Annotated in this window: 17 protein-coding genes, 1 pseudogene and 1 riboswitch; of the genes and pseudogenes, 6 read left to right on the forward strand and 12 right to left on the reverse strand. The window is 69.5% G+C overall.

Going from position 1 to position 18,797, the window contains the following annotated elements; translation table 11 throughout:
• Positions 1-3: 3 nt before the first annotated feature.
• Together Q9R22_RS00470 and Q9R22_RS00475 are read right to left on the reverse strand one after the other, a co-directional pair.
• Positions 4-1,386, reverse strand: a complete 1,383-nt coding sequence (locus Q9R22_RS00470; protein WP_131333238.1) for a glycine--tRNA ligase — start codon at positions 1,384-1,386, stop codon at positions 4-6.
• Positions 1,387-1,693: 307 nt separating this feature from the next.
• Positions 1,694-2,890 (reverse strand): acyl-CoA dehydrogenase family protein, encoded by a 1,197-nt coding sequence (locus Q9R22_RS00475; RefSeq protein ID WP_131333239.1) that lies wholly within the window; start codon positions 2,888-2,890, stop codon positions 1,694-1,696.
• 293 nt (positions 2,891-3,183) lie between these two features.
• On the opposite strand from Q9R22_RS00475, the pseudogene Q9R22_RS00480 reads away from it, so the two are divergent.
• Together Q9R22_RS00480 and Q9R22_RS00485 are read left to right on the forward strand one after the other, a co-directional pair.
• Positions 3,184-3,586 (forward strand): annotated as a pseudogene (locus tag Q9R22_RS00480) (AMP-binding protein); the annotation flags it as partial.
• A gap of 211 nt (positions 3,587-3,797) precedes the next feature.
• A complete protein-coding gene (locus tag Q9R22_RS00485; RefSeq protein WP_207387906.1) occupies positions 3,798-4,259 on the forward strand; it encodes a MarR family transcriptional regulator in 462 nt (153 codons plus the stop codon).
• Between the two features lie 82 nt (positions 4,260-4,341).
• Here the strand turns inward: Q9R22_RS00485 and mmsB are convergent, their stop codons facing one another.
• The 3 genes from mmsB to Q9R22_RS00500 all read right to left on the reverse strand — a co-directional run bounded on the left by mmsB (position 4,342) and on the right by Q9R22_RS00500 (position 8,070).
• Positions 4,342-5,274 carry a 3-hydroxyisobutyrate dehydrogenase gene (mmsB, locus tag Q9R22_RS00490; RefSeq protein ID WP_131333240.1) on the reverse strand — a complete coding sequence of 311 codons (933 nt, stop codon included), beginning with the start codon at positions 5,272-5,274 and terminating at the stop codon, positions 4,342-4,344.
• A 157-nt stretch (positions 5,275-5,431) separates the two neighbouring features.
• On the reverse strand, positions 5,432-6,928 hold the full coding sequence (locus tag Q9R22_RS00495) for a CoA-acylating methylmalonate-semialdehyde dehydrogenase (RefSeq protein ID WP_207387839.1): 1,497 nt from the start codon (positions 6,926-6,928) through the stop codon (positions 5,432-5,434).
• Between the two features lie 122 nt (positions 6,929-7,050).
• The gene (locus Q9R22_RS00500; RefSeq protein WP_311253929.1) at positions 7,051-8,070 is read right to left on the reverse strand and encodes a DMT family transporter; all 1,020 of its coding nucleotides are present in this window, start codon (positions 8,068-8,070) and stop codon (positions 7,051-7,053) included.
• Positions 8,071-8,107: 37 nt separating this feature from the next.
• Here Q9R22_RS00500 and Q9R22_RS00505 point away from each other — a divergent pair, with 37 nt between their 5' ends.
• Entirely contained in the window at positions 8,108-8,344 is a 237-nt protein-coding gene (locus Q9R22_RS00505) for an RNA-binding S4 domain-containing protein (RefSeq protein ID WP_064846925.1), read from the forward strand.
• A gap of 4 nt (positions 8,345-8,348) precedes the next feature.
• Here the strand turns inward: Q9R22_RS00505 and Q9R22_RS00510 are convergent, their stop codons facing one another.
• Positions 8,349-9,002 (reverse strand): alpha/beta hydrolase, encoded by a 654-nt coding sequence (locus Q9R22_RS00510; protein WP_064846924.1) that lies wholly within the window; start codon positions 9,000-9,002, stop codon positions 8,349-8,351.
• 75 nt (positions 9,003-9,077) lie between these two features.
• Here Q9R22_RS00510 and Q9R22_RS00515 point away from each other — a divergent pair, with 75 nt between their 5' ends.
• Positions 9,078-9,926 carry an SGNH/GDSL hydrolase family protein gene (locus Q9R22_RS00515; RefSeq protein WP_131333243.1) on the forward strand — a complete coding sequence of 283 codons (849 nt, stop codon included), beginning with the start codon at positions 9,078-9,080 and terminating at the stop codon, positions 9,924-9,926.
• A 56-nt stretch (positions 9,927-9,982) separates the two neighbouring features.
• Here the strand turns inward: Q9R22_RS00515 and Q9R22_RS00520 are convergent, their stop codons facing one another.
• From Q9R22_RS00520 to Q9R22_RS00535, 4 genes are all read right to left on the reverse strand, one after another.
• Complete coding sequence (locus Q9R22_RS00520) at positions 9,983-11,140, reverse strand: homoserine O-acetyltransferase (RefSeq protein ID WP_131333244.1); 1,158 nt, start codon at positions 11,138-11,140, stop codon at positions 9,983-9,985.
• Positions 11,141-11,142: 2 nt separating this feature from the next.
• Positions 11,143-12,531 (reverse strand): bifunctional o-acetylhomoserine/o-acetylserine sulfhydrylase, encoded by a 1,389-nt coding sequence (locus Q9R22_RS00525; protein ID WP_131333245.1) that lies wholly within the window; start codon positions 12,529-12,531, stop codon positions 11,143-11,145.
• A 76-nt stretch (positions 12,532-12,607) separates the two neighbouring features.
• A riboswitch (SAM riboswitch) is annotated at positions 12,608-12,728 on the reverse strand.
• On the reverse strand, positions 12,693-13,034 hold the full coding sequence (locus tag Q9R22_RS00530) for a hypothetical protein (RefSeq protein WP_207387840.1): 342 nt from the start codon (positions 13,032-13,034) through the stop codon (positions 12,693-12,695). Its footprint overlaps the riboswitch before it by 36 nt.
• 75 nt (positions 13,035-13,109) lie before the next feature.
• Positions 13,110-13,415: a hypothetical protein gene (locus Q9R22_RS00535; protein ID WP_206479746.1), complete on the reverse strand. Its 306-nt coding sequence runs from the start codon at positions 13,413-13,415 to the stop codon at positions 13,110-13,112.
• A 280-nt stretch (positions 13,416-13,695) separates the two neighbouring features.
• Between Q9R22_RS00535 and Q9R22_RS00540 the strand changes: the two genes are divergently transcribed.
• Positions 13,696-14,334 (forward strand): VOC family protein, encoded by a 639-nt coding sequence (locus tag Q9R22_RS00540; protein ID WP_064846920.1) that lies wholly within the window; start codon positions 13,696-13,698, stop codon positions 14,332-14,334.
• A 51-nt stretch (positions 14,335-14,385) separates the two neighbouring features.
• Here Q9R22_RS00540 and Q9R22_RS00545 read toward each other — a convergent pair whose 3' ends face one another.
• Entirely contained in the window at positions 14,386-15,150 is a 765-nt protein-coding gene (locus Q9R22_RS00545) for a CPBP family intramembrane glutamic endopeptidase (RefSeq protein ID WP_311253930.1), read from the reverse strand.
• 68 nt (positions 15,151-15,218) lie between these two features.
• Between Q9R22_RS00545 and Q9R22_RS00550 the strand changes: the two genes are divergently transcribed.
• Positions 15,219-17,561, forward strand: a complete 2,343-nt coding sequence (locus Q9R22_RS00550; RefSeq protein WP_131333246.1) for a S9 family peptidase — start codon at positions 15,219-15,221, stop codon at positions 17,559-17,561.
• Here the strand turns inward: Q9R22_RS00550 and Q9R22_RS00555 are convergent.
• Positions 17,540-18,670, reverse strand: a complete 1,131-nt coding sequence (locus tag Q9R22_RS00555; RefSeq protein WP_131333247.1) for an FAD-binding oxidoreductase — start codon at positions 18,668-18,670, stop codon at positions 17,540-17,542. The genes Q9R22_RS00550 and Q9R22_RS00555 overlap by 22 nt on opposite strands.
• Positions 18,671-18,797 lie beyond the last annotated feature (127 nt).

The following is an 18,797-nucleotide window of genomic DNA, read 5'->3' on the forward strand; positions in this document are numbered from 1 at the left end:
TGCCTACTTCTCGAGGTGGTCGGCGAGGTACTGCTGGACGCGGTCCAGACCCACGCGCTCCTGGGTCATCTCGTCGCGTGAGCGCACGGTCACGGCCTGGTCCTCGAGGGTGTCGAAGTCCACGGTGATGCAGAACGGCGTGCCGATCTCGTCCTGGCGGCGGTAGCGGCGGCCGATGGCCCCGGCGTCGTCGTAGTCGATGTTCCAGCGCTTGCGCAGCTCGACGTTTAGGTTCTGCGCGGCGGGGCGCAGGTCCTCCTTCTTGGACAGCGGCAGCACGGCGGCCTTGACCGGAGCGAGGCGCGGGTCCAGGCGCAGCACGGTGCGCTTGTCCACGCCGCCCTTGGTGTTGGGGGCCTCATCCTCCACGTACGCGTCCACGAGGAACGCCATCATGGAACGGGTCAGCCCGAATGACGGCTCGATCACGTACGGGGTATAACGCTCTCCCGAGGCCTGGTCGAAGTACTGCATCTTGGTGCCTGAGTGTTCGGTGTGGTTGCTCAGGTCGAAGTCCGTGCGGTTGGCCACGCCCATCAGCTCGCCCCACTCGGAGCCCTGGAAACCGAAACGGTACTCGATGTCGATCGTGCCGTCCGAGTAGTGCGCGCGGTCGCCCTCGGGGACGTCGTAGCGGCGCATGTTGTCGGGGTTCACACCCAGGTCCACGAACCAGTTCCAGCACGCCTCGACCCACTCGTCGAAGTACTGCTTGGCCTCGTCCGGGTGGATGAAATACTCGATCTCCATCTGCTCGAACTCCCGCGTGCGGAAGATGAAGTTGCCCGGGGTGATCTCGTTGCGGAACGCCTTGCCGATCTGCCCGATCCCGAACGGGGGCTTCTTGCGCGCCGCGGTGACCACGTTGAGGAAGTTCACGAAGATGCCCTGAGCGGTCTCCGGGCGCAGGTAGTGCTTGCCCTCCTCGTTGTCCACGGGACCCAAGAAGGTCTTCATGAGCCCCGAGAACTGCTGGGGGTCGGTCCACTTGCCGTCCTGGCCCGTCTCGGGGTCCTTGACGTCCGCGAGCCCGTTGACCGGCGGGTGCCCGTGCTTGGCCTCGTACGCTTCGAGCAGGTGGTCCGCGCGGTAGCGCTTGTGGGTGTGCAGCGACTCCACGAGCGGGTCCGTGAAGGTCTCCACGTGGCCCGAAGCCTCCCACACCGCGGAGGGCAGGATGATCGAGGAGTCCAGGCCCACCATGTCCGCGCGGCCGCGCACGAAGGTCTGCCACCACTCGCGCTTGATGTTCTCCTTCAGTTCCGCACCCAGGGGCCCGTAGTCCCACGCGGAGCGCGAACCGCCGTAGATCTCACCCGCCTGGAACACGAAGCCCCGGCGCTTGGCCAGGGAGATGACATTGTCCAGGGTGGATTTGGCAGCCATGCGGTCTCACGTCCGTTTCTCGCCCGACCGCTGGCTGCGGCCGCGCGTGGAGTACTGGGTGGGTCGTTCACGGCGCCGACGACGCCGCTGGGCCGCCCACGCGGGACCGGCACCGAAGGGTGCGGGTGCGGTGGGGACGAGAACGCCCGACGGCGCGCGAAGGCGCTGTCACCAGGGTAACGAGGATGCCGAATCCCCGCCTAACCGCGCGGCCCTCGCTCATGAGGGACCGCGCCCGGTCGGTCACGACCCCGGGCGCGGTCCTGCGGGCACGGCTTCCCACTTCTGGTCGTCAGCTCCCGGCCACTCAGACGAACGCGGAAACCCCCGTGAGCGCCCGGGAGACGATGAGCGAGTTGATGTGGTAGCTGCCCTCGTACGTGTAGATGGCCTCGAGGTCCCCCAGGACCTTGGCGATCTCGTAGTCGCTCAGCAGGCCGTTGCCGCCCAGGGCGTCACGCGCCAGTGAGGCCGAGCGCCGGCCGAGCCGGGTCGCGGTGGACTTGGCGAGGGCCGCGTGCATCATGTCCATCTCGTCGCACGTTTGCAGGCGGGTGACTTGCACCATGAGCGCGGAGCTCGCCGCAAGGTTGCCCGCGATCTCCGCCATGGCCTGCTGGACCATCTGGAAGCTCGCGAGAGGCTTGCCGAACTGTTCCCGCCGCAGGGTGTACTCGCGCAGGACGTCCAGGATGGCCTGTTGGGCGCCCACCGCTTGCCACCCGACCCATGCGCGCGAGTCCTTGAGCAGCATGTTGGCGGCGTCGAAACTCACGGCCCCGGGGAGCAGGGCGTCCGCGGGGACACGCAGGTCCGTGAACGTCACGTCCGCGTTCTGCATGATGCGCAGACCCATCTTGTTGCCGATCTTGGTCGCGGCGTACCCGGGTGTCCTGGTGGGCACGGCGAAACACTTGACCTGACCGTCGGCCGTGTCCCGCGCCCAAACGAGGGCCAGTTGGGCCACGGTTCCGGCGCCGATCCAACGTTTTCGACCGTTGATGGCCCACTCGTCACCCTCGCGGGTGACCGTAGTGGCCAGGCCGCCGGCGATGTCCGAGCCGTGCTCGGGTTCAGTGAGGCAGAACGCCCCGATCGTGGAGAGGTCCGAGAGTCCGGGGAGCCACGTGTCCTGTTGCTGCTGCGACCCCAGTTCCACGAGGGTCCCCACGATCAACTCGTTGTGGATCCCGATCAGCGCGGACAGTGACACGTCCGCCCGGGCGAGCTGCGCATGCACGAGTCCCTGGAACAACCGGGACGAGCCGTCCCGGAACAGGTTGCCCAGGCCGAGCTCGGCGAGCGGGGGCAGCATCTCCAGGGGCAGGTGCTCCCGGTTCCACGGGTCGATCGACTGACGGCGGACGTTGTCCTGCAGGTGCTTCTCGATCCCCGCCAAACGGGTGCGTTCGTCATCGCAGAGCAGCTGCTGGATCTTCAGCAGGTCCACTCCGGGGAGCTCGGACGCGGCACGGGGACGAGAGGAGGTGATGGTGGTGGTCATCCTGGCCCTCGGGTGCTCGGTAATCCAATGGTGATCTTTTCAACTATAGACCGTCCAAGTAAATATCTGTGTCACAGATCACATGAATTCGAGGGGGGCCGGTCATGACCGTCACGGACGAGTTTCGCGCCGCACGCTACCACCTGGTGTCACTCCAGCTGGAGTGGGAACGGGCCCGGGAGGAGTTCGTGTGGCCGCGCGTCGATCACGTCAACTTCGGCCTGGACTGGTTCGACCAACTCGCCGCATCTCCCGAGCGCCGGGACCAGGACGCGTTGATCATCCTGGAGGAGGACGGCTTCGGCCAGACGGAAACCACGCTGCAGGTCGCAAACACACCCGGGCCCCGGATCCGGATCGGTTCCATGGGCGTACCACTGCCCGGGTTCGAGGTCGCCGTCGTGGACCCCGTGACCGACGAGGAGTCAAGCGAGGGCGAACTGTGCCTACGTCTGGACCCGCGGCCCGGGGGACTCATGCGCGGTTACTACGGGGAGCCTGGCCTACTGCCGCACCAAGGTGGCACCCTACAAGCGGATCCGTCAAATCGAGTTCCTCGAACTGCCTAAGACCATCTCGGGCAAGATCCGTCGCGTGGAACTGCGCTCGGTGGAGACGCGTCGCTCCAAATCCGGCCGAGCGCCGGAGGGGCACGGGACGGAGTACCGCGAGGAGGATCTGTCCCTGGACCAGTAATGGCCGCCCGGTGACGGCCCTCCCGTGACGGTCGCCCGAGGACGGTCGCCCGGTACCGGCCGTCCGGTGACGGACGTTCGATGACAGGCCCTTGGTACCCTGACCGGGCCGCGGGAGGGCACCGACGGCATCCGATGAGGAAGGCGGGTTCCCTGTGTCGATCACCCCCGGGCTCCCCAGGGACCCCATTGCCGAGGCCCAACGCAACTGGATGCGGCACGGGTGGGAGGACACCGCTGCGCCCATGGCGGCGGTCACGGCCATCATGCGCGTGCAACAGATCCTGCTGTCCCGGGCCGAGGCCGTCCTCAAACCGTTCGGGCTCACATTCGCGCGCTACGAGCTGATCGCGCTGCTGAGTTTCTCGCGCGAGCACCAGATGCTCATGAAGAAGGCCAGTGCCCTGTTGCAGGTCCACCCGGCCTCCGTGACCAACGCGGTGGACCGCCTCGAGGACGCGGGCCTGGTGCGCCGCGAACCGCTGCCCAATGACCGGCGGGCCATCACCATCGTGCTCACGGATCGGGGGACGGCCGTAGCCGCCGAAGCCACCGAGGCGCTCAACCGTGACCTGTTCCGCGACACGGGGTTCGCGCCGGACGAGGTGGACTCGCTCATCACGATCCTGCGGCGCTTCCGCGCACACGCCGGGGACTTCGCGATCGAGGGCTGACGCCCCTGCGACGCCAGGCCCCGCCATTTAAGCCCCGCCGCACACGCTCCCCGCTCAATCCTTGCTGGTCAGGCCATGCCACTCAGGCCCCGCGCTCGCTCTCGGCGCGGATGGTCTCGATGATCCCCGAGAAGTCCCGGTGGGCGCCGTCGCCGGCCGCGAACTCGCGGTACAGCTGCGCGGCGAGCGGGCCCATGTGGGCCGCGACCCCGGTATCGGTCAGTGCGGAGACGGCCAGGTTCAGGTCCTTGGCCATCAGGGCTCCGGCGAAGCCCGGCCGGAAATCGCGGTTGGCGGGACTCGCGGGAACGGGCCCGGGCACCGGGCAGTTCGTGGTCAGGGACCAGCACTGTCCCGAGGCCTGCGAGACGACGTCGTACATCGCGTCGTGCGTGAGCCCCAGTTTCTCGGCGAGCACGAACGCCTCGCTCACCGCGATCATGGACACGCCCAGGATCATGTTGTTGCAGATCTTCGCGGCCTGCCCCATGCCGTTGCCCCCGCAGTGCACGATCCGCCCGCCCATGATCTCGAGCAGCGGGAGCACCTCCCGGTATACGTCCTTCGGGGCGCCCACCATGAACGCGAGCGTTCCCGCCTCCGCCCCGACGACGCCGCCCGAGACCGGTGCGTCCGCCGCCCGGTGGCCCGCCGCCACGGCGAGTTCGGCGGCGTCCTGCGCGTCGGAGATGTCGATCGTGGAGCAGTCGAGGAACGTGGTCCCGGCGGGTGCCGCCGCGAGCAGACCGGGCGCGGCGTCGTCGCCCGTGTAGGCCTGCCGGACGTGCCGACCCGAGGGGAACATGGTGATGACGACCTGCGCCTCACGGACCGCGGCCGCGGGCGAGTCCACCACCGTGACCCCGGCCGCGCGGGCGGCGTCCATCGCGGCGGGGACCACGTCGAACCCCAGGACCGGGACGCCCGCGGCCACCAAGTTGGCGGCCATGGGCCCGCCCATATGGCCCAGGCCCAGGAAGGCCACCCGGAGATCTGTTGTGCCGGAGGTGTTCATGGTGCTCCCTGACAGTTCGGAACCCGGGGGTTCGGGACGTTCGGTTCGGGCGTTCGGCTCGGGTCGCGAAGTGCGGGTCGCGAGGCGCGGGACCTATGGGGCGGGGACCACGGGCCGGGCCCCGTGGAAGGGAACCCGCGGGCGCCCGCGGGCCCGCTCAGCTGCCGGCGGGCATCACGAAGCTCGAGCCCTCCTTGGCCCCGGAGGGCCAGCGCGTGGTCACGGTCTTGGTCTTCGTGTAGAACTTCAACCCGTCCGTGCCGTGCTGGTTGAGGTCGCCGAAACCGGAGGCCTTCCACCCGCCGAAGGTGTAGTATGCGATGGGCACGGGGATCGGGACGTTCACGCCCACCATCCCCACGTCCACCCGGGACGTGAAGTCGCGCGCGGTGTCCCCGTCGCGCGTGAAGATGGCCACGCCGTTGCCGTACTCGTGCTCGGAGGGCAGACGCAGGGCCTCCTCGTAGTCCTCGGCACGCACAACACACAGCACGGGGCCGAAGATCTCGTCCTTGTAGATCTGCATGTCCGGTGTGACGTGGTCGAACAGGGTGGCCCCGACCCAGAAGCCGTCGGGGTGACCCGCGACCTCCGCGCCGCGCCCGTCTACGAGCAGCGTGGCGCCCTCCTGCTCACCGATGCCGATGTAGCGCTCGATGCGTTCCTTGGCGTCCGGGCCCACGACCGGGCCGACGTCCGAAGCCGGGTCGAGGGACGGGCCCAGGGTGAGTTGGTCAATGCGCTCGCGCAGCAGGTCGACCAACCGGTCTGCGGTGGCCTCCCCCACGGGCACCGCCACAGACACCGCCATACAGCGCTCCCCCGCGGAGCCGTAGGCGGCGCCCATGAGGGCGTCCGCGGCCTGCTCGAGGTCCGCGTCCGGCATGATGACCATGTGGTTCTTGGCGCCCCCAAAGCACTGGGCGCGCTTGTTGTGCTGTGCGGCAGCCACGTAGATGGACTGGGCGATCGGACTCGAACCCACGAATCCCACGGCCTGGACGCGCGGGTCCTCGATCAGCGCGTCCACGGCGGTCTTGTCCCCGTGGACCACGTTCAGCACGCCCTCGGGCATCCCGGCCTCGACGGCGAGTTCCGCGAGCCGCACGGGCACGGACGGGTCGCGTTCCGAGGGCTTGAGCACGAACGTGTTGCCCGCTGCGAGCGCGATGCCGGTCTTCCACAGCGGGATCATGGCCGGGAAGTTGAACGGTGTGATCCCCGCGACCACGCCGAGGGGCTGGCGGACCGAGTGGACGTCGATCCCCGTGCCGGCGTTCGCGGAGAACTCCCCCTTGAGCAGGTGGGGTGCCCCGGCGGCGAATTCCACGACCTCGACGCCGCGCTGAATGTCCCCGCGCGCGTCCTCCAGCGTCTTGCCGTGTTCGTTGGACAGCAGCTCGGCCAACTCGTCCGCGTTCTCGTTAATCCGGTCCACCCATTTGAGCAACAGCCGCCCCCGGCGTTGGGGGTTGAGCGCGGACCATACGGGGAACGCCTCCTGGGCCGAGGTGACGGCGCGCTCGACCTCGTCCGCGGTGGCCAGGGGCACCTGCGCCGCGACCGCGCCCTGCACGGGGTTGTAGACGTCCCCGAATCGCCCGGACTCCCCCGGGACGCGTGTGCCTGCGATGAAATGTGGGATCTGGGTCACGGTCGTCTCCTCGCGGCGCTCCACTGTGACGTGCGTCTCACGAAAAATCTAACGACAAACCATTACACGTGCAATCAATCGTGGGGCGACGGATTCCCGACCACACCATGCAGAATCGCGCCTCAGGAACGGCGGCGTGAACCCCACGGGAGTGTGACGACCACGAGGCCTACGAGGGTGGCCAGCGTACCCGCGACCGTGACGGGGGTGACCACGGTGGCCGCGGTGGGCACGGCGACGTCGAGCACGAGGGCCCCCAGCAGCATGCCCGTCACGAGCCCCAGGCTGGTCTGCAGCACACCCACGTGCCGGGCCAGCACCGCCCCGGCGGCCACGAACACGATGCCCAGGATCCCGCCCGTATAGAGCCACCACTCGTGGGGCCACTGCACGGGGCCGGGGTGCGTGAGCCAGCGGGCCACACCGGCCACGACCACGAGTGCCACGGTCCCGGCCGCGAAGTTCGTGAGCGTGGATGTGAGGGGCGTCCCGGTGGCCGCGGCAATGTGAGCGTTCCACGCCGTCTGCACCGTGTTGAGCACACCCGCCAGAACCGGCAACGCCACCGCGCCCACGAACGCCGGGGTGGACATGTGCAGGGAACCCGCCGAGAACCGCGGCGCCATGGCCACGGCCACGGCGGCCAGGATCAGGACGGTGCCGAGCACCCTGTAGCGGCTCAGCGGTTGCATCCCGCCGGGGCCGATCCCCCACCGGTCCACGAGCATCCCGCCCAGGGACTGACCCACCACGAGACCCAGGATGAACATGGACACGCCCAGCAGCGCCGTCGTGAGCGTCTGCGCGATCACGAGGTACGCGCCGAAGACCCCGGCCAGGAAGTACCACCAGCGGATCCGCCGCGTACGCAGCACGCCCGGCAACCGCGCCGCGCCGCGCCGGCCCGCAGGCAGTAGGACGGAGCCCACGAGCAACACTGCGCACCCGATCCCGAAGCTCACGAGCGCGGCGAGGTACGGGTCCCCCATGGCGTGGCCCAGCGCGCCGTTGAACCGCGACTGGACGGCCAGGCACGAGCCCGCCAGGATACTCAGCACGACCCCCGTGAGCAGGACGAGTGGGCTCCGGGCGTGCGCGTGTGGAGTGGGGGCGGGACGGCGGACGGGGGTGGGAGAAGTCACCGATGTAGACTACTCCCGAGCCTGCGAGGATGGACCCATGCATCACGACGACTACGAAGAACTCCCGATCCGTGACGAGATGATCCGATTGGGCCAAGCGCTCAAGCTCGCGAACCTCGCGGAGGACGGCCAACACGCCAAGCACTTGGTGTCCGAGGGGCAGGTCACGGTCAACGGCGCGGTGGAACTGCGCCGCGGCGCGCAACTGCACGCCGGAGACGTGATCGCGGTGGTCGGGGCGGAGCTGCCGCCCGTGCGCATCGTGACGGGCTGACGCCCTACGAGGTCGCGTCCACGGCGGCCTGGAGATACTCCTTAATGTGCGCGAGTTCCTCCGGGCAGACCCCGTGACCGATGCCCCGGTACTGGATCTTGGTCAGCTCGGTGTGATCGTTGGCCCACTCGGCGGTGCCGTCTACGAGCACCGAGGTGATCACGGGGTCCTCCGGGTCCCGGCCCCAGAACATGCGCAGCGGCTCGGCGCGCAGCCGGTCGTCCCGGAAGAAATCAGCTTGGGCGTCGTCGGGCGCCACGGGGATCACGAACCCGGACATCCCCACGACGGCGTCCACGAGCTCGGGGACGTGACGCGCCACGGTCGTGGCCATGGCCATGCCCTGGGAGAACCCCAGTAGGAAGACGTGCGTGTGCTGCTGGGACTCTTCGCGCAACCACTCGATCACGGCCTCGGCTGCGGCGACCACGGCGTCCGTGGTGAACGCGAGATCTGCGGCCAGCGGGAACCACTGGAACCCCATGCCCGCACGCTGCGGTGCGCGCACGGACGCGTACGTGTAGCCCTGCGGTAGCGCGAAGCTCAGGGCCATGAGGTCTTCCTCGTACGAACCGTAGCCGTGGAACATGACCACCAAGGGTGTTCCGGCGCGGTCCTGCGGTTCGTTGTTCCAGATCACATGGGGAGCTTGCTGCATGGTTCCATCCTGACATGCCCACCCGGCACTGCCCGCGGGCCTGAGTCGTTCAGGCGGGTGTGTTAGAAACCGGGTATGGATAAGAGCACTCACTCCCGAGCCCCCTCCGACCCGAAGCACCCTTGGCACCGCATGGTCTCGATCGGCGATTCTTTCACGGAGGGCGTCGGCGATCCCGACGACGCCGTCCCCGGCGGTGTGCGCGGTTGGGCCGATCGCGTGGCCGAGGAGCTCGCGCGCCACACCGACGACTTCGCGTACGCCAACCTCGCGATCCGCGGTCGGCTCTTCCAGGGCATCGTGGACGAACAGCTGGAACCGGCCATCGAACTGCGCCCAGACCTCGTGACCATCAGCGCGGGCGGCAACGACATGCTGCGACCCGGTGCGGATCCGGACGACATCGCGGTGCGGCTCGACGCCGTGATCGAGAAACTCGCCGCCACGGGTGCCACGGTCACGATGTTCGACGGCCCGGACATCGGCAACACCCCCGTGCTGCGCAGCATCCGCGGGCGCGTGGCGATCTTCAACGAGAACCTGCGCGTGGTGGCCGCCCGGCACGACGCCGTGATGGTGGACCTCTGGGGACTGCAGCAACTGGGGGAACCTGCCATGTGGGCACCGGACCGGTTGCACTTCTCGCCCCTGGGCCACCAGCTCATCGCGTGCGAGGTCCTGGACTCCCTGGGGGTCGAGCACGACCTGGTTCCCGGCGAGCTCGGGGACCGTCCCGTGCGCACGTGGCGCGAGGCGCGTCGCGAGGACCTCGTGTGGGCCGGGAAGTACCTGGTCCCGTGGGTCGGCCGCCGGATCCGGCGTCGCAGCTCCGGGGACAACATCACCGCCAAGCGCCCTTCGTTCGGGCGCACCACGATCCCCGGTGCGGGCGAGGGCATTCCCGGCGAGGACCGGGAGGGCTGAGCCGGCCCGGGCCCACTGGGTCTCCCCGGCCAGGCCGGCCCATCAGGGCTCCCTGCTCAGTCTCGCAGCACGGTCTCCCGCAACAACATGCCCACCTGCGGGGTCTCGATGAGGAACCCGTCGTGCCCGCTCGGGGACGTGATCGTGTGCAGCTCCTGCTCCCCCGGCAGCGCGGCCACGAGTTCGGCGGATTCCGCGGGGAAGAACAACCGGTCGGAGTCCACCGCGGCCACGAGCCACTCGCACCGCGTGCGGGCTAGGACGTCCCGTAGCTCGCCGCGGCCACGAGCGACGTCGTGCGACATCAAGGTCTCGTTGACACTCAGGTACGAGTTCGCGTCGAAGCGGCCCGCAAGTTTGGACGCCTGGTGGTCCAGGTAGCTCTCCACCTGGTACCGACCGCGGTCCGCAACGTGGGTCGCATGCGGGTCCTCGCGGGGCTGGGGTTCGCGCCCGAAGCGCGTCTCGAGCTCGTGCGCACTGCGGTACGTGATGTGCGCGATCCGCCGCGCGAGCCCCAGACCGGCCTCCGGGTACTCGCCCGCGTAGTAGTCCCCGCCCCGGAAGTTCGGGTCCTGGCGGATCGCGAGCGCCTGGGCCTGGCCCCACGCGAGCTGCTCGGCACCCACCCGGGCGTTAGCCGCGATCACGGCGCACGCGGCCACCCGGTACGGGTGGGTCACGGCCCACTCGAGGGCCCGCGCCCCGCCCATGGACCCGCCGATCACGAGCCGCCACCGGGAGATCCCGAGCGCCCGCGCGAGCAGCGCCTCCGCGGCCACCGAGTCCCGCACCGTCACGCGCGGGAAGCGCGAGCCCCACGGGGTGCCGTCCGGTGCGGGACTCGAGGGCCCCGTGCTGCCGTAGCACCCGCCCAGGATGTTGGCGCACACCACGAAATAGCGGTCCGTGTCGATCGCGGCGCCCGGGCCCACGAGCCCGTCCCACCAACCGTCCGCAACGGCGGCCGCGCCCTCGGGAGCGCTCGCGGCGTCCACGTGTCCCGCGCCACCGCGCGCCGCGTGCGTGTCACCCGTGAGCGCGTGCTCGATCAGCACCGCGTTGGAACCGTCCGCCGCGAGCTCGCCCCACGTCTCGTACGCGAGGTGCACGTGCGGCAGCCGGAACCCGGACTCGAGCACGAGCTCACCGAGCTCGGCCCTCCGTACGACGCCGTCGCAGCGCGTGCGCGGCCCGTTGCCCACGACCGTCATGGTCAGTTCCCCGTGTCCTCCGGCGACGACGCCGCGTCGCCGACAGCACCGCCGCCCGCGGCCACCGCGGCGAATCCGGCCTCGAGGTCCGCGAGGATGTCGTCGATGCCCTCGAGTCCCACGGACAGTCGCACGAAGCCCGGCTCGACGCCCGCGGCGAGCTGCTCCTCGTCCTTGAGCTGGGCGTGCGTCGTGGAGGCGGGGTGGATCACGAGCGAGCGCACGTCACCGATGTTCGCCACGTTGGAGTGCAGGCTCAGGGCGTCCACGAACGCGACACCGGCGTCCCGGCCGCCGTCGAGCACGAAGCCGAGCACCGACCCGGCGCCGTTGGGCGCGTACTTCAGGGCGCGGTCGTGCCAGCGCGAGGACTCGAGACCTGCGTAGGACACCGAGCGCACCTCGGGGCGGGCCTCGAGCCACTCGGCGACCTTCTGCGCGTTGGCCACGTGACGTTCCATGCGCAACGACAGCGTCTCGATGCCCTGCTCGATCAAGAACGCGTTGAACGGAGAGATCGAGGTCCCCAGATCGCGCAGCAACTGCACGCGCGCCTTGAGGACGTATGAGAGGTTGACGCCGAAGGCACCGTCCGCACCGAGATCGCGGGCGTAGACGAGTCCGTTGTACGTCTCGTCCGGTTGGTTGAAACCGGGGAAGCGCTCGGGGTCCCGCGAGTAGTCGAACGCTCCGGTGTCCACGATGAACCCGCCGATCGCCGTGCCGTGGCCGCCCAGGAACTTGGTGGCCGAGTGCAGCACGATGTCCGCGCCCCACTCGATGGGCCGCACCAGGTAGGGCGTGGCGATCGTGTTGTCCACGATGAGCGGGACACCCGCCTCGTGGGCGATCCCGGCGATCGTCTCGATGTCGAACACGTCGTTGCGGGGGTTCGGGATGGATTCACCGAAGAACGCCACGGTGTTCTCGCGCACCGCGTCCCGCCACTGCGCGGGATTGTCCGGGTCCGAGACGAACGTGGTCTCCACGCCCATGCGCGGCAGCGTGTGCTTGAGCAGGTTGTACGACCCGCCGTACAGGGACGGGCTGGCCACCACGTGGGTCCCGGCGCCGCCCAGGTTGAGGATCGCGAGCGTGGCCGCGGCCTGCCCGGAGGAGACCATCAGGGCCCCCACGCCGCCCTCGAGGGACGCGACCCGGTTCTCCACGACCTCCGTGGTGGGGTTGGTCAGGCGCGAGTAGATGGGCCCCATCTCCTCGAGCGCGAACCGGGCCGCCGCCGTGCGGGCGTCCGGGAACACGAAGGACGTGGTCTGGTGGATCGGCAGGGCGCGCGACCCGGTCACAGGGTCGGGGTTCTGGCCCGCGTGGATCTGTCGGGTTTCGAACGACCAGCCCTGGGGATTGTCGGGGGTGGGAGCGGTGCTCATGGCCGTACTCCTTCTCGGAAGGATCAGGGGTCCGGTGGCGATCCGCACGGTGCCCGTGCTGTGACCGGGCACCAATGACCCGCGCTTGCCGCATGACGTCGGTCGACGCCACGGCCAGGTCCTCACCCAGGGCACCCCACCGCGGATGGGAGGGTTGCCGGTCAGCTAGCTGGGGCTTCGCGCTGACTCTCGTGACCTATTACCTCATTGTCCGAACCCGGCGGGGCGGGAGTCAAGCCGGGGACGCTGCGAGCGGGCTCGGGGTCAGTGGCCGCTCGTTCCTGCTGTTCCATCTCCCGGGTGTGCAGTTCCCGGTCCTTCGTCTCACGTGGATGGAAGTAGAACAGACCCGTGAGCACCGCGATCACGAACACCGCGAGCATCACGAAGAACAACGGCCTCACGCCGGTCAGGTAGATGACGGGGATGGCCAGCGCCGTGACCAACCCGCCCCCGAAGAACGGTTCGAACACCAGCTGCTTGTCACCGAACGCCTCGAACACCGGGTCTTGGCCTCCGGGTCCACCACGCGCATGAGGATCAGCCCGGTGGCGGTCACACCCATGGACGGGTGGAAGTCACCGATACCGCGCCCGAACCAATAGCGACCGATGATGCGGGGTGCCAACCACAGGAAAATGGCCACGTTGAACGCGATGCCGACCACCGCCAGGATGGTGAACGCCGCCAACCACGGCCGCGATGGACATGTGCCGGGAGAACGGTTCCACGGAGGACGGGCGGCTGGTCATGGTGCCGGCGGGGTAGTACTCGTCGCTGCGGAACAGGCTCTGGACCCAACCCACCTTGACGCGCACGAACTTCCCCAGGAACAGGGCGACTCGGAGGATCAGGAGTGTGAAACCGACGGCATTTGCGGACACGGGAACCACCTCGTAGTGATCGGGATCGATATCGGTCTCAGGTCATATAGCGAGGGTTCGGTCGGAGACTCCCCGGCTGATGCTGCGAACTCCAGCCTCTGAGACGCGCGTCTCGTTGACCTGGACCCACACAGTCCCCGCCCGAATCAGCCGTCCCGATGCCAGGTCTCGGGAGGTGCGGAGAGCCAGCCCTGCCCACCGGAGCGGGCGGCGCAGGTCACACACTCGCCGGGCTCGCGCTCGATTTGGTGGCCCGTGTGGCCGGTGTCACCATGGCGTCATGAACTTGGATCACGTTTCCTTCGCGGCTCAGCCCGACGGCCTCGAGGCCACCACCGAACGCATCGCGAACCGGTTGGGGATCGAACCGGTCAAGGGCGGTGTGCACCCCCGTTTCGGCACCCGGAACATGATCCTGCCGCTCACCGACCACCAGTACGTGGAGGTCGTCACGGTGCTCGAGCACCCCGCCGCGGAGAAGGCGCCGTTCGGTCAGGCCGTCCGTGCCCGTTCCGACGCCGGCGGCGGCTGGCTCGGCTGGGTCGTAGAGGTCCCCGACCTCGCGCCCTTCGAGGCCAAGCTGGGCCGCCCCTCCGTGCCCGGTGGCCGGTTGTTCCCCGACGGTCGGCAGCTCGAATGGCATCAGATCGGCGTGAAGGGTTTGATCTCCGACCCGCAGTTGCCGTTCATGGTGCACTTCGATTCCGAGGACGAGATGCACCCGTCCCAGGCGCGGATCACGGACGTCCGGTTGAGCGGGATGGAGATCGCCGGCTCCCCCGACCGCGTCACGGAGTGGCTCGGCGGTCCCGTGGAGGACGTCCTGGGCTCGCTGGACGTCACCTGGTGCGCCCCCAACGGCACCCCCGGGGTCATGGCCGTCTCGTTCGACACCCCGGACGGCACCGTCACCATTTGATCTGGTTCCCTTCGGTGCGGCCGACGACGCCGCTCCGCCCGGTCTCCGGCATCAGCCCGCGAGCAGTTGCGGGGCCAGGAAGCCCACGGTGTCCAGGAGGGCGTGGGCGATCAGCAGCGGCATGAGTCGACCGCCGCGGCGGTAGAGCCACACGAACACGAGTCCCATGACCAGGTTCCCGAGCGTGGGTCCGAACCCCTGGTACAGGTGATAGCTGGCCCGCACCACCGCGGAGGCCACCGCCACGAGCCACCACGACCATCCGAGGGATCGCAAGCGCTCGCACAGGAACGCCACCACGATCATCTCTTCCACGATCGAGTGGCGCAGCGCGGAGAGCACGAGCAAAGAAACCGCCCACCAGGTCTGCTCCATGGTGGATGTGGTGATCTGCGCGGTGATCCCCAGGGACCGGCCCACCTGATAGAGCACCAGGGTGCCGCCGCCCATCACCGCGAACAGGCCCATTCCCCACAGCGTGTCCCACGCGGGTCTGCGCCCATCCACCCCGATCCTGCACAGCACGCCGGGGATCCCCCGCGCCACCCCGGCCATGAGGTACAGGGCCAGCAGCACGGGGACGAGCGCGAAGCCGATGCCCGTGAGCTGACGCAACGCGTCGATCAGGGGGACGCTGCTCAGGGGCCGGTTGAGCGTCGTCGTGGTGTCGGCCAGCGAGGACCGCATGAGCACCTCGGCCAGATCCAGCACGGCGTAAACCGCGGACGCCCCGAGGGACACGCCGAGCACCAGGACGATCTGAAGCCACGTGTCGGTGCGCGACATAGCGCACTGCGAAGGGGTGGGAGTCTGCACGGGACCATTGTGGCCGTTCGCGAGCGGGACCACGTCTGCGCGTCCCCACCCGCCCCTAGACTGTGGGCATGACTTCCGAGCAGCCGTGCTATCCCGTGGCCCCGAGCCGCCCGGTGGAACGCACGTTCCACAGGCACACCTTCGCCGATCCCTACGAGTGGCTCCGGGACAAGGACTCCCCCGAGGTGCGCTCGCACCTGGCCGCCGAGAACGCCTACGCGGAGGCCACGACCGAGGATCTGGCGCCCCTGCGCGAGCGGATCTACGGGGAGATCAAGGACCGCACGCTCGAGACGGACCTGTCCGTGCCGTCGCGTCGCGGGGACTGGTGGTACTTCACGCGCACGGTCGAGGGCGGCGCCCACCAGATCTTCTGCCGCGTCCCGGTCACCGACCCCGCGCAGTGGACACCGCCCACCGTGGAACCGGGCACCGCACTGGACGGCGAACAGACCCTCCTGGACGCTAACGCCGCATCCCAGGAGCACGACTTCTACGCGCTGGGCGCCTTCAGCGTGTCGGAGGACGGCTCCAGGTTGGCCTGGTCCGAGGACACCGCAGGTGACGAACGGTTCACGATCCAGGTCAAGGATCTCGCCACGGGACAACTGCTCGCGGACCGGATCGGGCAGACCTCGTACGGCGCGTTCCTCACACCGGACGCCTCCCAGCTGATCTACATCGTCGTGGACGAGTCCTGGCGGCCGTGGCGCGTGTACCGGCACGTCATCGGCCGGGATGCCTCCTCCGACGAGCTGCTGTTCCAGGAGGACGACCCCGGTCTGTGGCTCGGGGCCGAGCTCTCCGCGGACAAGCGGTGGCTCATGCTGTCCTCGTCCTGCTCCGAGTACAGCGAGTACCGGATCCTGCCGTTGACCGAGCTGACCGGCTCCCCCACGGATGAGCCGGTCGCCGATGCGTCCGACGACGCCGCTGGGCCGGCTTCCCTGCCCTGGCGCGTCATGATCTCACGCGAGGACCGGGTGCTCTACGAGGTGGAACCCCTCACGGTGGCCGGCCAGGACTACGTGCTCCTGACCCACGACGCGCACGCCCCCAACGGCCGGGTGAGCCTCATGCCGCTCGGGCACGCGGGCCGTGCCCTCGCGGACCTCGAGCTCACGGACGTCATCCCGGCGTCGGAGGACGTGCGGATCGAGTCCTGTGTTCCCACCGCCACCCACCTGGTCGTGGCCCTGCGCGCGGACACCACGCCCCGGGTCCGCCTGATCCCGCGCCGCGCGGTGGACGAGATCGTTGCGGGCCCACGCGAGGCCGTGCCCTCGACATCGGACACGGGCTCAGGCCGCCTTGCGGACTCGGACGACGCCGCGGCGTCGAGCGCGGCGGCCGGTGCGGCGTCGCCGTCGCGGCTGGACGGGGCCGAGGCCGCGTTCGACGAGGAGCTCTACACGAGTGGCGTGCTCTCCGCGGAGTACGAGAACCCCGTGGTGCGGGTGTCCTACACGTCCTTCGTGACGCCGCCGCGCGTCTACGACATCCCCACGGCCGAACCCGGCGAGTCCGGGACGAACGAGTACGGCGTGGGCGAGCCCGTCCTGCGGCGCGAGGCCACCGTGCTGGGCGGGTACCGCAGCCAGGACTACACCGTGGAACGGGACTGGGCCGTGACCGAGGACGGGACCCGGATCCCCGTGAGCATCGTGCGCCGCGCGGACCTGGACCCCACCCGCCCCGCACCCGTGCTCCTGTACGCCTACGGGTCCTACGAGATCAGCACGGACCCCGGCTTCTCCGTGTCCCGGTTGTCGCTGCTGGACCGGGGCGTGATCTGGGCGGTCGCGCACGTGCGCGGCGGTGGCGAACTCGGCCGCGGGTGGTACGAGAACGGTAAGAAGGACACCAAGACCAATACGTTCACCGACTACGTGGCCGTCACCCGCCACCTCGCCACCCGCCCGGACGTGGACGCCCAGCGGATCGCCGTGATGGGTGGCTCGGCCGGCGGCCTGCTCGTGGGAGCCGTGCTCAACCTCGCGCCCGAGCTGTACTGTGCGGCGCTCGCGGCGGTCCCGTTCGTGGACCCGCTGACGTCCATGCTCATGCCCGAGCTGCCGCTCACCGCCCTCGAGTGGGAGGAGTGGGGCAACCCCGTGGACTCGGCCGAGGTCTACGAATACATGCGTTCGTACTCCCCCTACGAGAACCTCCGGGACGCGGACTACCCGCCCGTCCTGGCGGTCACGAGCCTCAACGACACCCGCGTGCTGTACGTGGAACCGGCCAAGTGGGTCGCCGCCCTGCGCACTCGTGCCCGGCACCCGGAGACCGTGGTGCTGCGCTGTGAGATGGCGGGCGGCCACGGTGGCGCGTCCGGACGCTACTCGCAGTGGAGGGACACCGCCTGGGAGTACGCGTGGCTCGCCCGCTACCTGGGGGTCGCGGACTGATCGGGGGAGCCGTCCGGGGCCAGGGCATCGCGGGTGGCGGGGCTGAGCCAGTCCCCCACCTCACCGCGCAGCACCAGTTCCGCGGCGGCCCTGGCGAGTGCCGAACTCGTCTGGAACCCGTACCCGCCCTGCCCCGCGAGCCAGAACATACCCGGTGCCACCGGGTCCCAGCCGCACACGGGGACGTCGCTCGGACGCTCCGTGCGCAGTCCGGTCCACGCCTTGACCACGCCCGTGATCCGCAGGCTGGTCTCCCGCTCGATCGTGGCGATCAGCCCGGCGACGGCGCCCTCGTGCGGTTGGGCGTCGCACGGTTCGCTGGGTTCGGCCTCCCCGAGCGAGATCATGGCGCCCGCGGCGTCGGGGCGGTAGTACCAGTCCTCGGCGGCATCGTCGACCATGGGGTGTTCCGGCGGCATGGGCTCGGCCAAGGTCACGAGGGCCGCCGTGCGCCGCAGAGGCCGTAAACCCTGGGGCGCCGCGCCGAACAGCGCTCCCACCTCGTCCGCCCACGCACCCGCGGCATTGACGACCGTGGCGGCACGCCCGGTCTTCGGCGGGGCGGCGTCGAGGGTCAGCTCCCACAGGTCCCCGGCCCGCCTGGCATCGGTCACCCGGCTGTTCGTCCGGATCTCGACGCCGGCCGCCAGCGCTCGCTCGCGATGCCATGCCACGAGGGCGGTGGCATCCGTGCGCACGGCGGACTCGTCCACGGCTGCGGTCCGGAAGCGCTGCGGGTTTACCCGCAGTTCGGGGCACAGCTCGAACAGTTCGGCGCCCTCAAGGGTACGCAGCCCGGGAACGGTCATGGCGGCCACGTCCTCGGGCGAGCCGGCGACGACGAACGAGCTGGGCCACGCGAGCGGAGCCGCCAGATAGTTGCCAGCTTCGAGCAACCGGGCAATGCTCCAGCGGGTGAGCTCGAGCACCGGTTCCGGACCGTAGCTCGGGATCAGTTGCTGCGCGGACCGGGATGACGTATGCATTGCCGCGTCCCGTTCCGCCTCCAACACGAGGATTCCCTCACCAGTCCCCCGGTGTTCCGCCAGCTCCGAGGCCGCGGACAATCCGGCGATGCCTGCTCCGATGATCGCGATCTCAGTCGTCATGACCTCATTGTGGCACCCCACAGGTCGCATCCCGGAAGCCGGAGAGGAATCCTCCGGCTCGGCAATCGGGGCCCCGCAGGATGTCGTGGCGTGACAGCCCACACCATGGGATCCGGACCGGTTCCGG

Origin of the sequence: Kocuria sp. PD6 (genome assembly GCF_031844145.1) — a bacterium.
Taxonomy (GTDB): domain Bacteria; phylum Actinomycetota; class Actinomycetes; order Actinomycetales; family Micrococcaceae; genus Kocuria; species Kocuria marina.